Genomic DNA, 14,534 nt, shown 5'->3' with positions numbered 1-14,534 from the left:
CGGCTTACCCGAGTTGGCATACGGGAATTTACGGCGTATTTCAGACGGTAACGTCGTTTGGGGGAAATATGGCCTATTTCATTGATCGGCGACTGAACGGCAAGAATAAAAGCATGGTTAACCGCCAGCGTTTTTTACGCCGCTATAAGTCGCAAATAAAACATTCTATCGCCGACGCGATCAATAAACGTTCGGTGACCGACGTAGAAAGCGGTGAGTCTGTCTCGATTCCAAATGAAGACATCAATGAACCGATGTTTCATCAGGGACGCGGCGGCGAGCGTCATCGTGTCCATCCGGGCAACGATCACTTTGTGCAAAACGACCGCATCGAACGCCCACAAGGTGGCGGAGGTGGCGGCGGAAGTGGTCAAGGTGAAGCCAGCAAAGACGGCGAAGGTGAAGATGAATTTGTCTTCCAGATATCGAAAGATGAATATCTCGATCTTCTGTTCGAAGATTTAGCACTGCCAAACCTACGCAAAAACCAATACAAACAGCTAACCGAGTATAAAACCCATCGCTCGGGTTTTACCTCTAACGGGGTGCCCGCCAATATTAGCGTGGTACGTTCGCTGCAAAATTCATTAGCGCGCCGTACCGCCATGACGGCGGGGAAACGGCGTGAGCTGCACGAACTCGAAAGCGTGCTTGAAGAACTGCGTCACAGCGAACCGGCGCAGCTGCTGGAAGAAGAGCGTATCCGCAAAGAAATTGCGGAGCTGCGCCAGCGGATCGACAGAGTCCCATTCATTGACACTTTCGATCTGCGTTACAAGAACTATGAACGCCGTCCTGAACCCTCCAGCCAAGCCGTGATGTTCTGCTTGATGGACGTTTCGGGCTCGATGGATCAAGCCACTAAGGATATGGCTAAGCGTTTTTATATTCTGCTCTATTTATTCTTAAGCAGAACCTACAAAAACGTGGACGTGGTGTATATCCGTCACCACACCCAAGCAAAAGAAGTTGATGAGCAGGAGTTCTTCTACTCGCAGGAAACAGGCGGCACCATTGTATCTAGCGCGCTTAAACTCATGGATGAAATTGTGCGTGAACGTTACAACTCGGCAGAGTGGAACGTTTATGCCGCGCAGGCCTCCGATGGCGATAACTGGGCCGATGACTCACCGCTGTGCTCTGAGCTGTTAGCCAATAAGCTTCTGCCGCAGGTTCGCTACTATAGCTACATTGAAATTACTCGCCGGGCGCATCAGACGCTATGGCGTGAATACGAAGGGCTCAAACAACGGTTTGAAAACTTTGCAATGCAGCATATTCGTGAACCCGATGACATCTACCCTGTATTTAGAGAACTGTTTCAGGCTCAAGTTAACAAAAACTAAGTTAGCAACCTTGACCGCCAGCGGAATTCTCCTCCGCTGGCGGTTTTTTGTTCTTTCCGTGCTGACACCTCCATTTACAACTGAACATTTGTGGGATTGTGCTGTCTGTCACAATCTAGACAGCAGTTTTTTTGTCGCTTTGTTTATCACTTTTATTGTCACCATTGCATCAGGAATACCGTCTTATGCAGCAACCTCTTCACCGAACAACACACTGGTCAGAAGTGTGGCAATTGATTAAACCCTACTGGGTTTCTGAGGAAAAAGTCAGCGCCTGGACTCGCCTTATTGCGATCATCGCCCTCACGCTCGCTGGCGTGTATATCAATGTTTTGTTTAACGAATGGAATCGTGTTTTCTACGATGCCCTTCAAAATCGTAATTACGCCGTGTTTAAAGCGCAGCTAATACGCTTTAGTTATCTGGCAGTCATTTTTATTGTTATCGCGATTTATCGTATCTATCTGACTCAGGGCTTGCAGATGCTCTGGCGTCGTTGGATGACCGAAAAATACATGACTAAATGGCTTTCGCATCAGGCTTATTACCACACGGAAATTCAACAAACCATTGATAACCCCGATCAGCGTATTTCGCAGGATCTCAACGCACTCACCAATGGCACGCTCTCTTTAAGCCTCGGCCTGCTTTCCAGCCTGGTAACACTATTCTCATTTGTCGCTATATTATGGACGGTCAGCGGTTCCATTTCGTTCATGTTGAATGACCACCAGTTTGTTATCCCCGGTTACATGGTGTGGTTTGCTCTGCTTTATGCGGGTATGGGGTCGATTTTGATTTGGTGGATTGGGCGTCCGCTGGTTGGATTAAGTTTCGACCAAGAACGTTTTGAAGCAAACTTTCGTTTTGGTTTGATTCGAATCCGCGACAATGCCGACCCGATTGCGCTGTATCACGGTGAGCAGCAGGAAAAAAATCAGCTTAGCGGCCAGTTTGAAAACATTCGCGGAAACTGGTGGTCGATCATGCGCTTAACTAAGCGCTTGAATGTGGCCTCTACCTTTTACGATCAGTTTGCCAATATCTTCCCTATTCTGGTGGCGTCACCCCGTTATTTCTCCAACGCCATTCAGCTCGGTACGCTGATGCAGGTTGCTTCCGCGTTTGGACAGGTACAGGGTGCCCTTTCTTGGTTCATTGGTGCATTTACCGATTTGGCCTCGTGGAAAGCCTGTGTAAACCGTTTGGCCGGTTTTAACGCCGCAATAACGGCGATTGAGCAACACCCCAATAATCTTTCCCACACGACCTGCTCCGACCGCGATGATTCACTCGTCACCCGCGATCTCACCTTGAGTTTGCATCAGGGGCGCGAACTGTTCAGCCATGCCAATCTCCACGCACGCCGCGGGGATAAAATCTTAATCACGGGGCCATCTGGCTGTGGAAAATCAACGCTGCTACGCGCCATTGCGGGTGTCTGGCCTTATGGTCACGGGGAAATTTCACAACCTCCGGCAGACCAACGCACCGTGCTGTTCTTGCCTCAACGCAGCTATTTGCCGATTGGTACACTGCGTGATGCGCTTTGCTACCCGCAGAGTTCAGACGGTTATAGCGACGAAGAGTTGCAGCAGGTCTTGAAAGCCTGCCGTTTACATCATCTACATCAGGCATTAGACATTCGCGCTAACTGGACTCATCAGCTCTCCCCTGGTGAACAGCAGCGTTTATCATTTGCCCGCGCACTGGTGATAAAACCCGATGTGCTGTATCTGGATGAAGCCACCAGCGCGCTGGATGAGGAAACCGAGCAGCGTGTTTATCAACTGATCAACCAAATGCTACCCGACACCACGTTGATAAGCGTCGCACACCGTAGCAGCGTGGCACCTTTCCACAATATTCGCTGGAAATTTGTTAAGCAGGCCGATGCCGACCAAGAAGAGATTTACTACTCTGCCCCATCCGTGATTGAAATTAGCTCGCTTAATCACTAAAACAAACCCCGCGTGCTGACTATCAGTACGCGGGGTTTATTCAATGTATGAACACGCTATTGTTTGAAATCATATCCGTTAGAACTGGTAAACCAATCCTAATGCCACCACATCATCCGTATTCAAATTCAGCGGATTATTGTCGTTTAGCTGGTTTATTTTGTAGTCCACAAACGCCGACATATTTTTATTGAAATAATAGGTTGCCGCCACATCGATATATTTCACTAAATCAGCATCGCCCACGCCCTCAATATCCTTACCTTTGGATTGGATATATCCCAGCGACGGACGCAGGCCAAAATCGAATTGATATTGCGCAATCACTTCAACGTTTTGCGTTTTATTAGCGAGTCCTTTCACGCTGGTATTGACCCCATTAATCACAGATGAGCCTGATATTGGGGTCATATTACGTGTTTCCGCATACATGGCAGCTAAGTAAACATTATTAGCATCATATTTTAAGCCACCGGTCCAAGCATCCGCTTTGTCGCCGTGACCAAATGCAGCCGCCTGCTGCGCGCGAGTACGGTCTGAAGAGGCGTACGCGCCACCGATGGAAATACCATCAACGATTTCATAGGTTGTCGATAAAGAGTAACCATCACCATTCTGTTTGGTAATGTCGCGATCGTTTTCATTTTTACCCTGATACTGCAGCGCAAAATTTAAACCATCAACCAGACCAAAGAAATCACGGTTTCGATAGGTTGCGAGACCGGTGCTACGGCCCGTCATAAAGTTATCGGCTTTGGTATAGCTGTCGCCGCCAAACTCGGGGATCATATCCGTCCACGCTTCAACGTCATAGAGCGCACCGTAGTTACGGCCATAGTCGAATGAGCCAAACTCGCTAAACTTCAGCCCTGCAAAGCCTAAACGTGTTTTCGTTCCTGTCGCGCCATCACTTTCTGCGCGGTTGGCGGCAATTTGATATTCCCACTGACCAAAGCCCTGCATCATATCGTTGATCTGCGTGACGCCTTTGAATCCGAAACGCACATAGGACTGGTCGCCATCAACCGCATTATTGTCAGAAAGATAATGTTCAGCCTTCACTCGGCCGTACATATCCAGCTTGTTACCATCTTTATTGTAAACTTCTGCCGCCTGCGAAACAGATGTTGCCAGAGAAGCAACCGCCAATGTCATCATCATTGCCAACGCGCTTTTTTTCATTGTCTCATCCATCAATGTTGTTATCTGCAATTACGTATTTTTTATGCCTTGCCTATTTCTTCTGAAGGCGCAGATGTTTTACCGGATGTAGATGTAAGTTTTATTGCACAAAAAATACTTTTGATGACAATGAAATAGACCCATATAAAACAGGGCTTAATTTTAGAAAAAATTCGGTTAATTAAATACCTACAGAGTTCTGGGATAATGTGACCACAACCTGTATTTATAAGAGATTTTAATGTTTTTGGCTATTATGTAAAATATCAAAATGTTTGCTAACATTTTTCTAATTATCATCATTCTCTTTTACCGTGGGCAGGCTGAAAACAGGTCTATACTTTTGAGGTTTTACTTTTTTGCACTGTTCAAGTGCATCCTTAAATGCTGACCTAGCTTGGCCTGAGTGTAGGAACTGACTGATGAATAGCTTATTAATTGACGATGTCGCCCAGAATTTATTTCGCAATGAAGTTTCAAAGGTTATCGGCGAGGCCGTCAGTGATTTAGTCGGGCGTGAGGGGGATATCGTTTATGGTAAGTTAATTAACTCGTTAGCTCACTCTGCCGATCAAGAAACCAGCCTTGAACGCAAGACGTTATTATTAAGCGCCATTGACCGCCTTATTGGCGATGAAAATTTGCTGCGCCGCAAGCGACTCTTGCAAACCAAATGATCTGTTCAGTTATGCTCAGCCATGTTCAATTATAGGGGCCATGTTTAGCATCAAACGGCAGCATAAACGTATCGGCAATGAGAGAAAACGGCACATCTAAAGCCGTGACATAACGCCAAGGGCTATCGCGAAGATCCCACTGTACGCCCGGATAATATTGATACCCGTGCCCTTTCGCCACCATCCGGCTAATGATGCTGCCACAGCCGCTGAGCAGCAGCACACACGATAAGAGTAATAGATATTTCAACGCACAAGCCTCTTTGTAAGATAGAGTAATTTGCCTATGCATTCATCATAAGGCCTTTTGCCACACACCTGTAGCTTGAATCAAGCTTAAGTATTATGTTCGCTATACATCAAACTACAGGTTTGTTTATATGATAACTATTGATGCACTGATATGGCTTCTTTGTTTGCTATTTTTGACAAAATTTCATCCAGCATGACCTGCTTATTTTCACCTTCGAGCATGCTCTTATTAAGAGTACACTTCCTATTAAAATCATCACAGTTTATGCGTAATACCACTGCATTTTTATTTTCTTTAACCAACATAACGTCACTTAATGGCACGAGGTAGGTGTCTGAGCAAGGACGCATCGTGATGATTAGCTTATCGTGTATCACGCCAATGGCAATACGATCCTTTAAGCGGAATGTCGTAATCCAACCGATAACCCCTGAAACAACAAGCAACCAGCCTATCGCTGACCCAAACATGATAGCAATAACCCCTACGCCCGCCATAACGAGTTTTAGCATGATAATATAAGATACATTAAAATACAGCGCCGCCTCATTCGAGGGTGTTTTTTCTATAGAAAAAACAGGTAGTTTCTTATTACGCTCCGTTTCATAGCTGAAGACATATCCGGTCAAAAAAATACAGCTTGTGGGTAGCATGATAATAGACCCAACAATAGCCAGCGTTAGACTCATCGTGGTTGATTTAAATAAAACAAACACGCTAGCAATTTGCATTAAGACACAAATAAACCATGGAACAATCATCACAGACATAATCTCAATGAGATTTCGCTCAGAGTAACTTAGTCCATCGTAATATTCTTGCGGCATTGATGATACGTACCATAAGAACACCCCCATGATAATATTTATCGAAAGTCCAATCCAAACAAAAACATTGATCTTTTTCATATGTACGAATCCCTGTTGAGCTTGCATTTCCTATATTTTCAGCAAGCATTAGTTAAATATATATCACGTCAGAATACAGATTTCACATCGATAGATTTATTGCTATTGTATTTTGATGGCAACCCTCCCATTAAAATAAAACCTATTTTCTAATCGAAGAGAATTATCCTCATCAATTAGAAAATCAAGCATCTTTCATCAATTTGAATATTATTGCCTTAGAAATTCATGGGCAAACACGGTGAAAAATGGTTAAATTTATAGCACTTAGCCTCTAAAAACTAACCCAACAGCGAAAACAAGTTCATACTAGATCAGGTCACTTCATTCATCTTTAAGGAGGCTGTTATGTCAGATCCACACCACATCGCCGATTGGGCGCGTCTACGTCAGACATCTGTCGAAATCGCACACGCAATTTTCGAATTAGCTAAAAATGATGAAGTATTAGCTGAAAAAATTTGGGAAGAAGGCAGCGACGAAGTCTTGCCATTAGCATTCTCTAAAACAGATAAAGATGAGCTGTACTGGGGTGAAGAAACCATCTTCCGCGCCAACGTGTAACGCGCCTCATCCCTTCAGACCATGCCCGTGACCGCGGGCATTTTTATCTCTTTTTTTCCTATTTTTGTCGTTAAAGGCTAGGTTATGCACCATCTGATGCTGGATATTGAAACCTTGGACACCACGCCAAGTGCGGTGATCCTTTCTGTCGCAGCCGTATTTTTTGAGCCGATGACGGGGGAACTGGGCGAAAGTTTTACCGCTCAGGTCAGCCCGCAGAAACCTCAGCCACAACGCACCATCAGCGCAGATACGGTCGCGTGGTGGGCGCAACAGTCTGACGCGGCGCGTAAAGAGGCCTTTTCCGGCACCGAAACCCTGAAGAAAGTACTGACTCAGTTCAGCCGTTTTATTCAGATTCACACTACGGATAAAATCCACGTGTGGGGCAACGGAAAAGAGTTCGATTGCTCAATTCTGGAACATGCCTATGGTCAGCTTGAAATGAACTGCCCGTGGGATTTTTGGCGTACGCAAGATGTGCGCACGTTAGTCACGCTGGCGCGCACGCTTGGCTTTGACCCTAAGAAAACGCGTGCTTTTGAAGGTGTACCGCATCTGCCGTTGGATGATGCTCGGCATCAGGCTCGTTACGTCTCAGATATCTTCCGTTCGCTACGTGTGATACCGTCTGCACTTGAAAATCATCAGTAAAAATTTCCCAAAATACAGATGAGAAACACCTGCTTAACTGCCAATCACCATTAAAAAAATTATTATGCGAAACTATATTCTGCTACTGCTTACGCTTGTTTTGTTTGGTCCTTTGGGGATCGACCTTTTCCTGCCGACTATCCCGGCCATTGCCACTGATTTTCAGGTTAAGAACGAAGTCATTCAGTCCACCATTTCCCTATTTTTATTAGTCATGGGGCTGGGTCAGCTTATCGCGGGCCCGTTGGTAGATAAATTTGGTCGCCGCCCTATCGCGCTGGTGGGAATTTCGCTCTACATCGTGGGCTCGATCTTGGCGGCGCTTTCCACCTCTTCCGATATTTTCGTTATTGCCCGCGTAGTTCAAGGCTGTGCCGTTTGCTGTACCGGCGTGGTGTGTTTCAGCGGGGTTCGTGACCGTCTGAGCGGCAACGAGGCGGCAAAAGCCTATGGTTTCCTCAACGGAACGCTCAACATTGTACCGGCCTTAGCACCGCTGTTAGGCGGCATATTGGCAGAGTTATTTAACTGGCGCGCACCGTTCTGGTTCTTGGTGTTCTATGCCGTAGTGGTTTTCATCATTATGGCTATCTGGCTGCCCGAAACTCGCCCTGCGGATACCAAACCGGTCACAGGTTTACCGCTGAAACAATATGCACGTATTCTCAGCAACGGACGCTTTGTGCGCTTTGCCTTAGTGAATGCCGGCGCGATGGGGATGGCAATTACCTATGTCTCATTTGCACCCACCGTTTTGATGACGGAAGGCCAGCTTTCACCGCTGACTTTCTCGCTTATTTTTGGCGGTAATGGTTTCTGGATTTTGCTGGTCAGTCTGTTGGCAAATAAAGTGATTCAACGCGCGGGTCGCCCATTCTGTCTTATGCTCGGCACCATTCTGATGGGGTTAGGCTGCGTCGGCTTATTCGCCGGGATGCATTTACTACCGGAGGCTGCCAGCCAACACTGGCTTAGCTATATGCTACCCGTCGCCAGTGCCTGTGCGGGATTAGCGTTTATTATGGGGCCCGCCACCAGCTATGCACTGGAGCCATATTCCGACGAGGCAGGCATTGCTTCTGCCTTGGTTGGTTTTGTGCAAATGGCGATTGGCTCAACTATTGCGCTAATCGCCATTGCGTTGCCAATGCCGGCTAAGCCTGCGTTGGCGATTGTCATGCTACTCGGTGGCTTATTAGCCTTATCAGCCCGATTATTGAGCAGCAAACTCAAAGGTCGTGTTAAGTCGGTTAATCAGGCCTGATTCGATTAGGGCTCTTGCACCATCAGCGAATGATCACTGGAACTCTCTGCGCTACGGCGCAGAGAAGTTCATAGCCTATCGTTCCCGCAGATTGAGCAACATCGTCAACCGGCAGATTTTGTCCCCACAGTTCGACAGACGCACCCGTCTGCACGTCGGGCAGCGCGGTTAAATCTACCGCGAGCATATCCATCGATACTGCCCCCAACAGCGAAGTACGAACTCCGTTCACCCACACCGGCGTTCCAGACGGCGCATGCCTTGGGTAACCATCAGCATAGCCACATGCCACGATGCCGACTCTCTGCGGCTGATCCGCTTGGTAGCGGCTGCCATAACCGATAGCATCGCCCGACGCCATATTTTGAATCGCAATAATTTCACTGTGTAAGCCCATCGCCGGCTGTAAATTGGCGTCGGCGATGTCCTGCCAGCGCCCAGTTGGCGATGCACCATATAAAATAATTCCGGGTCTAACCCAGTCTGCGTGCGTATGTGGATGCCAAAGCACGGCTGCCGAGTTGGCTAAACAGCGCGGCGCCAAAATATCTGCGCAAGCTGCGTTAAACGCAGTGAGCTGTGGCTCAACGCCAAGATGATTATCAGCGTTCGCAAAGTGAGTCATCAAAGTGGCTTGCCCCACATTAGGCAGCGCACTGACCGAATGATAAGCCGTCATCAGATCCTCTGGCATAAAGCCCAGACGATGCATTCCCGAATTAACTTTGAGATAGATATCTATCGGCTGACTTAGGTGTGCGTGCTGCAGCATCCGTATCTGTCGCTCACAGTGAATCACCGTAGTCAGGCGATATTGATCAATCAGCGCTAAATCCTGCGCGTGAAAAAAACCTTCCAGCAGCAGAATGGGTCCTTTCCAGCCCTGCTTACGCAGCAGGATGGCTTCGTCGATATCCAACAAAGCAAAGCCGTCCGTTTCTTTCAACGCTGACCAGATCCGACTGAGTCCATGGCCATAAGCATTGGCTTTAACCACCGACCAAATTTTAGCACCGCGAATTTGCTGGCGTATCTGACGCAAATTATGGGTCAGTGCCGATAAATGTACCGTAGCGTGAATGGGGCGAGGCATAGCCCTCTCCTGTGAAATTAAAGCAAGATGCAGGTGAACCGCAGCGTTTATGAGTGCATAACCTGCCTCTCATAAACGCGTTATTTTTTATTAATGTGCGGTATGGATATCGCTTAAGCTACGCCCGCTTTGCTGATGAAAACGTTTGTCGTAGCGTGCAACGGAAAGATCTTCCGAAGGTATAGCTGGAGTGACGCCGGAAATAATGTCGGCCAGCAGCTGCCCAGAGCCACAGGCCATCGTCCAACCTAATGTTCCGTGCCCGGTGTTTAGATACAGATTTTTAATCGGCGTTTTGCCGACCATTGGCGTTCCGTCTGGCGTCATCGGGCGCAAGCCTGTCCAGAATTTAGCTTGCTCAATATTGCCACCGTTTGGATAAAGATCGCGAACCACCATTTCCAACGTCTTACGACGCGCATCCAGCAGGTTAGTATTGAAACCGACGATTTCCGCCATTCCCCCAACACGAATGCGCTGGTCAAAGCGAGTGATCGCGATCTTATAAGTTTCATCAAGTACGGTAGAAACCGGCGCACCATCAGGATTTGTGATGGGAATGGTCAGCGAATAGCCTTTCAATGGGTAAACCGGGATCGCCAACATGTCATGCAGCAGAGCGGTAGAATAAGAACCTAACGCCACCACGTAAGCATCGCCGGTAATAACGTCGTTTCCGCACTGAATACCGGTGATCTGGTTGCCCTCTTTCAGCAAACGATCAATCGATACATTAAAACGAAACTCGACGCCTGCTCGTTGCGCCATGGCTGCCAATTGCTGGGTAAACAGCTGACAGTCGCCGGTTTCATCATTGGGTAACTGCAAACCGCCGGTGAGTTTGTGCTGAACCTGTGCCAATGCCGGTTCAACAGAGCCTAACTCGCTCGCCTCCATCAAACGATAGGGTACCCCCGCGTCCTTCAGCACTTCAATATCACGCGCCGCATTCTCAAATTGCTGCGCGGTGCGGAACAATTGAAGCGTCCCTTTTTGACGGCCTTCATAATGGATGTTGGTTTCCGCCCTCAATGCCTTTAAACAATCGCGGCTGTATTCAGACAAACGCACCATGCGGGATTTGTTCAGCGCATAGTGAGAACTATCGCAGTTACGCAGCATTTGCCACATCCAACGCAGTTGATCGCTGGTGCCGTCCAGACGGATCGCCAGCGGTGCATGGCGCTGGAACATCCATTTAATCGCTTTTAACGGAACGCCTGGTGCAGCCCATGGAGCCGCATAGCCAGGAGAAATTTGCCCAGCGTTAGCCGCACTGGTTTCCTGCGCAGGGCCATCTTGACGATCTAACACCACAACATCATGGCCAGCCTGCGCCAGATACCAAGCACTCGCCACGCCGACGACTCCACTACCCAGCACGATAACACGCATAGACGACTCCACATCCCGATGGTTAAAAGCACAATATTCTAGTTACATAAAAACAACCAAATATAAAAGCCTATCCAACATCTCTTGGCGCAAGTGTGAATTAAATCACGATTATTCATAGGGTTCTGTTAATGACGCTTATTTCTCTACATAGAGAAAATTGTCACTAACTCATTGAAATCTAACAATCCGAATCATTATTTATTTTACACGCTTGTAACATCAGTCTTAAGCATATGACATTCTAAACAGCCGTGCTGAGCGCCGAGCTTTACTTTATGTTGTATAAATGTGACTCGTAGTGACTTCTCTTGCTTGCCCAGTATCAAACAGCCACATACATCTACACGAAAGCTAAAAGTCAGCATAAAGTGTCAATTTTCATTTCGTTATCTACAAAATTAACTGAGCAACTACGTTGCAATCAACTGGGTCATATCGTCACTAGGAACAGCACCATGAATAAAATTTAATGCTGAAATAAAGCGATATGCGTGGAGTTAAAAACTATAAAGAGTAAGATTTCTAGCCAACAAAAAACCTTTCTGATAACGCGTTTTCGTCACTTTAAGTGATTGGTAGCACGACAAAACATCTCGCTTTTTCTCCCTTGAGCTACGCTTGTTACAGGGTCTGCATGTCTGACAGATCCACTGACAAAAAGTCCACTGACAATCATGTTTCGTCGGGAGATGCGCTAATGACTATTTCAACTCGCAAGCAGGCACGGGAAGCCACCACATTAAGTGATGGTCCTGATTGGACATTTCCGTTGCTACAGGATTATTTAGATCAAATCGATCGGGTTGCTAAACACTACCGACTGGACACCTATCCGCATCAGATTGAGGTGATTACCGCCGAACAGATGATGGACGCCTATTCCAGCGTTGGTATGCCTATCAACTATACCCATTGGTCATTCGGTAAAAAGTTTATCGAAACTGAGCAGCTTTATAAGCATGGTCAGCAAGGCCTGGCGTATGAAATTGTCATAAACTCCAACCCTTGCATCGCTTATTTGATGGAAGAAAACACTATAACCATGCAGGCGCTGGTGATGGCTCATGCCTGTTATGGGCATAACTCGTTTTTTAAGAACAACTATCTATTTCGTAGTTGGACAGATGCGAGTTCGATCGTGGATTATCTGCTCTTTGCTCGTCATTACATTACTCAATGCGAAGAACGTTACGGCGTTGATGAGGTTGAGCGCCTATTAGATTCATGCCACGCGCTGATGAACTACGGCGTCGACCGCTACAAGCGCCCGCAAAAAATCTCCATGGAAGATGAAATTGCGCGTCAAAAGTCACGCGAAGAGTATCTGCAAAGCCAAGTCAATGAGCTGTGGAAAACATTGCCGCGCCGTGAGCGTGAAGAGCATGCGGTTGAGGCCGCCCGTTTTCCTAGCGAGCCGCAGGAGAACATCCTCTATTTCTTAGAGAAAAATGCCCCGTTGCTTGAGCCTTGGCAGAGGGAGATCGTACGCATCGTGCGTAAGGTGAGCCAGTATTTTTATCCGCAAAAACAGACTCAGGTGATGAATGAGGGCTGGGCCACCTTCTGGCACTATACGATTTTGAATCATCTCTATGACGAGAATCTGGTCAGTGACCGGTTTATGCTGGAATTTTTGCACAGCCATACCAACGTGGTGTATCAACCCGCGTACAACAGCCCCTATTATAATGGTATTAACCCCTACGCGCTGGGCTTTGCCATGTTCCAAGATATCAAACGGATTTGTCAAAACCCAACCGAAGAGGATCGCCATTGGTTCCCTGCTATCGCCGGTACGGATTGGCTTGATACGCTGCATTTCGCCATGCGTGATTTTAAAGACGAGAGCTTTATCAGCCAGTTCTTATCACCCAAGCTGATGCGCGACTTTAGGCTTTTCACCGTATTGGATGATGACCGGAATAACTATCTGGAGATCGACGCGATTCATAACGAAGAAGGCTATCGCCGCATCCGTGAGCAATTATCAGCTCAGTATAATTTGAGTAACCACGAGCCGAATATTCAGGTATGGAATGTCGCTTTGCGCGGAGACCGCTCATTAACGCTGCGTTATGTGCCGCATAATCGGGCCCCGTTGGATAAAGGCCGCCGCGAAGTATTGAAGCATCTGCATCGTTTATGGGGATTCGATGTGTATTTAGAACAGCTAAACGAAGATGGCAACGTCGAACTGCTGGAACGCTGCCCCGCTCGGCCCAATCAGCTTTAACCGTTTTCAGATCGCTGCACGCAAAAAGGGCGCATCATGCGCCCTTTATTTTATTCTCTATTACGACCCAATCAACTAGCGACGGCCTTCCGCCAAATCGCTTGGAATTGATCCTTGCATGCTATGCCAGATAGCACCGCTGTCTTTTCCATAGTTACGAACGTATTCCATGACTTTTTCATAGTTCTGTTCATGGCACAGCTGGCTCAGCTTGGCATAAAAGGTCAACGCTAATTTGCGCGCTTCCGGATTTGAGAAGTAATAGCGCCCAACGCGGGTATACAACCCTTTCAGACCGTTGAGGATCAAACCGTAGATAGGATTGCCAGAAGCAAAGGCTAGACCGCGGAAAATTCCATAGTCCAAATCGGTGAAAGCTTCTGCGTGATCGTCCACTGTCTCTGCCTGAGCCAAGATCTCTTGCACTTTATCTGGATGCTGACGCACCGCGGTACGGATAAAGATAGACGCGATATTGGTACGCACAGACAATAGATTATCAATAAGCTGCGGAACACTATCGTGATCGAGACGAGCTAACGTTTCCAGAATATTTAAACCTGAGGTTTCCCAGAAATTATTCACTTTTGTTGGTTTACCATGCTGAATAGTTAACCAACCATCTCGAGCCAATCGCTGTAGAACCTCACGTAGCGTGGTGCGCGTGACGCCTATGAGCTCAGACAGCTCGCGCTCTGCCGGTAAGATTGATCCAGGTGCAAAGCGATTATTCCAAATGCTTTCAATGATATACTCTTCTGCAAACCCTGCTGGACTCTGCGCCTTAATAACCATATTTTGACGTTCCGTAACGACGATATTCCACTAATAACATGGCGCTCATCATACCAGATCGCCTATGGCTGATATAGCGTTGATGCTTTAGATTCCACGAAACAATAGATCATCCATCACAAAAATAACCTCATTTCCATACGGTAATTATGTTACACACCTGCATTTCTATGTAAAAGATACCATCGACAATTAACACCCCGTTA

General features: G+C 47.1%; 13 protein-coding genes. 7 read left to right on the top strand and 6 right to left on the bottom strand.

The window, feature by feature from the left end; genetic code table 11:
* Positions 1 to 68 precede the first annotated feature (68 nt).
* A complete protein-coding gene (locus tag BN1044_RS03390; RefSeq protein ID WP_072307544.1) occupies positions 69 to 1,346 on the top strand; it encodes a YeaH/YhbH family protein in 1,278 nt (425 codons plus the stop codon).
* 185 nt (positions 1,347 to 1,531) lie between these two features.
* Positions 1,532 to 3,307, top strand: coding sequence for an ABC transporter ATP-binding protein/permease (locus BN1044_RS03385; RefSeq protein WP_072307543.1), 1,776 nt, complete (start codon positions 1,532 to 1,534; stop codon positions 3,305 to 3,307).
* A gap of 78 nt (positions 3,308 to 3,385) precedes the next feature.
* On the opposite strand, the gene ompC is transcribed toward BN1044_RS03385, so the two are convergent.
* The gene (ompC, locus tag BN1044_RS03380) at positions 3,386 to 4,489 is read right to left on the bottom strand and encodes a porin OmpC (RefSeq protein WP_072307542.1); all 1,104 of its coding nucleotides are present in this window, start codon (positions 4,487 to 4,489) and stop codon (positions 3,386 to 3,388) included.
* Positions 4,490 to 4,911: 422 nt separating this feature from the next.
* Here ompC and BN1044_RS03375 point away from each other — a divergent pair, with 422 nt between their 5' ends.
* Positions 4,912 to 5,166 carry a hypothetical protein gene (locus BN1044_RS03375; RefSeq protein ID WP_072307541.1) on the top strand — a complete coding sequence of 85 codons (255 nt, stop codon included), beginning with the start codon at positions 4,912 to 4,914 and terminating at the stop codon, positions 5,164 to 5,166.
* Positions 5,167 to 5,191: 25 nt separating this feature from the next.
* Here BN1044_RS03375 and BN1044_RS03370 read toward each other — a convergent pair whose 3' ends face one another.
* Positions 5,192 to 5,416 carry a YceK/YidQ family lipoprotein gene (locus tag BN1044_RS03370; RefSeq protein ID WP_081329528.1) on the bottom strand — a complete coding sequence of 75 codons (225 nt, stop codon included), beginning with the start codon at positions 5,414 to 5,416 and terminating at the stop codon, positions 5,192 to 5,194.
* 137 nt (positions 5,417 to 5,553) lie between these two features.
* A complete protein-coding gene (locus BN1044_RS03365) occupies positions 5,554 to 6,327 on the bottom strand; it encodes a hypothetical protein (protein ID WP_139130875.1) in 774 nt (257 codons plus the stop codon).
* A gap of 348 nt (positions 6,328 to 6,675) precedes the next feature.
* Here BN1044_RS03365 and BN1044_RS03360 point away from each other — a divergent pair, with 348 nt between their 5' ends.
* From BN1044_RS03360 to BN1044_RS03350, 3 genes are all read left to right on the top strand, one after another.
* Positions 6,676 to 6,891, top strand: coding sequence for a YccJ family protein (locus BN1044_RS03360; RefSeq protein WP_025802010.1), 216 nt, complete (start codon positions 6,676 to 6,678; stop codon positions 6,889 to 6,891).
* Positions 6,892 to 6,975: 84 nt separating this feature from the next.
* A complete protein-coding gene (locus tag BN1044_RS03355) occupies positions 6,976 to 7,545 on the top strand; it encodes a 3'-5' exonuclease (protein ID WP_072307538.1) in 570 nt (189 codons plus the stop codon).
* A gap of 64 nt (positions 7,546 to 7,609) precedes the next feature.
* Positions 7,610 to 8,809, top strand: coding sequence for a multidrug effflux MFS transporter (locus BN1044_RS03350; protein WP_072307537.1), 1,200 nt, complete (start codon positions 7,610 to 7,612; stop codon positions 8,807 to 8,809).
* A gap of 22 nt (positions 8,810 to 8,831) precedes the next feature.
* Here BN1044_RS03350 and dadX read toward each other — a convergent pair whose 3' ends face one another.
* Positions 8,832 to 9,902 (bottom strand): catabolic alanine racemase DadX, encoded by a 1,071-nt coding sequence (dadX, locus tag BN1044_RS03345; RefSeq protein WP_072307536.1) that lies wholly within the window; start codon positions 9,900 to 9,902, stop codon positions 8,832 to 8,834.
* Positions 9,903 to 9,992: 90 nt separating this feature from the next.
* Positions 9,993 to 11,297: a D-amino acid dehydrogenase gene (locus BN1044_RS03340; RefSeq protein ID WP_072307535.1), complete on the bottom strand. Its 1,305-nt coding sequence runs from the start codon at positions 11,295 to 11,297 to the stop codon at positions 9,993 to 9,995.
* Positions 11,298 to 11,997: 700 nt separating this feature from the next.
* On the opposite strand from BN1044_RS03340, the gene BN1044_RS03335 reads away from it, so the two are divergent.
* The gene (locus BN1044_RS03335; protein ID WP_043493042.1) at positions 11,998 to 13,533 is read left to right on the top strand and encodes a SpoVR family protein; all 1,536 of its coding nucleotides are present in this window, start codon (positions 11,998 to 12,000) and stop codon (positions 13,531 to 13,533) included.
* A gap of 75 nt (positions 13,534 to 13,608) precedes the next feature.
* On the opposite strand, the gene fadR is transcribed toward BN1044_RS03335, so the two are convergent.
* Positions 13,609 to 14,328, bottom strand: a complete 720-nt coding sequence (gene fadR, locus BN1044_RS03330; protein WP_025801997.1) for a fatty acid metabolism transcriptional regulator FadR — start codon at positions 14,326 to 14,328, stop codon at positions 13,609 to 13,611.
* Positions 14,329 to 14,534: the final 206 nt, after the last annotated feature.

The organism is Hafnia alvei (assembly GCF_900095695.1).
Taxonomy (GTDB): domain Bacteria; phylum Pseudomonadota; class Gammaproteobacteria; order Enterobacterales; family Enterobacteriaceae; genus Hafnia; species Hafnia alvei_B.
This window is presented reverse-complemented; position numbering and strand designations above follow the sequence as displayed.

Excerpts from the sequence above, each read along its gene's own strand:
- BN1044_RS03360 (WP_025802010.1), top strand. The coding sequence starts at position 6,676 with ATGTCAGATCCACACCACATCGCCGATTGGGCGCGTCTACGTCAGACA.
- BN1044_RS03390 (WP_072307544.1), top strand. The coding sequence starts at position 69 with ATGGCCTATTTCATTGATCGGCGACTGAACGGCAAGAATAAAAGCATG.
- fadR (WP_025801997.1), bottom strand. The coding sequence starts at position 14,328 with ATGGTTATTAAGGCGCAGAGTCCAGCAGGGTTTGCAGAAGAGTATATC.
- BN1044_RS03340 (WP_072307535.1), bottom strand. The coding sequence starts at position 11,297 with ATGCGTGTTATCGTGCTGGGTAGTGGAGTCGTCGGCGTGGCGAGTGCT.
- BN1044_RS03365 (WP_139130875.1), bottom strand. The coding sequence starts at position 6,327 with ATGAAAAAGATCAATGTTTTTGTTTGGATTGGACTTTCGATAAATATT.
- BN1044_RS03350 (WP_072307537.1), top strand. The coding sequence starts at position 7,610 with ATGCGAAACTATATTCTGCTACTGCTTACGCTTGTTTTGTTTGGTCCT.
- dadX (WP_072307536.1), bottom strand. The coding sequence starts at position 9,902 with ATGCCTCGCCCCATTCACGCTACGGTACATTTATCGGCACTGACCCAT.
- BN1044_RS03375 (WP_072307541.1), top strand. The coding sequence starts at position 4,912 with ATGAATAGCTTATTAATTGACGATGTCGCCCAGAATTTATTTCGCAAT.
- BN1044_RS03335 (WP_043493042.1), top strand. The coding sequence starts at position 11,998 with ATGACTATTTCAACTCGCAAGCAGGCACGGGAAGCCACCACATTAAGT.
- ompC (WP_072307542.1), bottom strand. The coding sequence starts at position 4,489 with ATGAAAAAAAGCGCGTTGGCAATGATGATGACATTGGCGGTTGCTTCT.
- BN1044_RS03385 (WP_072307543.1), top strand. The coding sequence starts at position 1,532 with ATGCAGCAACCTCTTCACCGAACAACACACTGGTCAGAAGTGTGGCAA.
- BN1044_RS03355 (WP_072307538.1), top strand. The coding sequence starts at position 6,976 with ATGCACCATCTGATGCTGGATATTGAAACCTTGGACACCACGCCAAGT.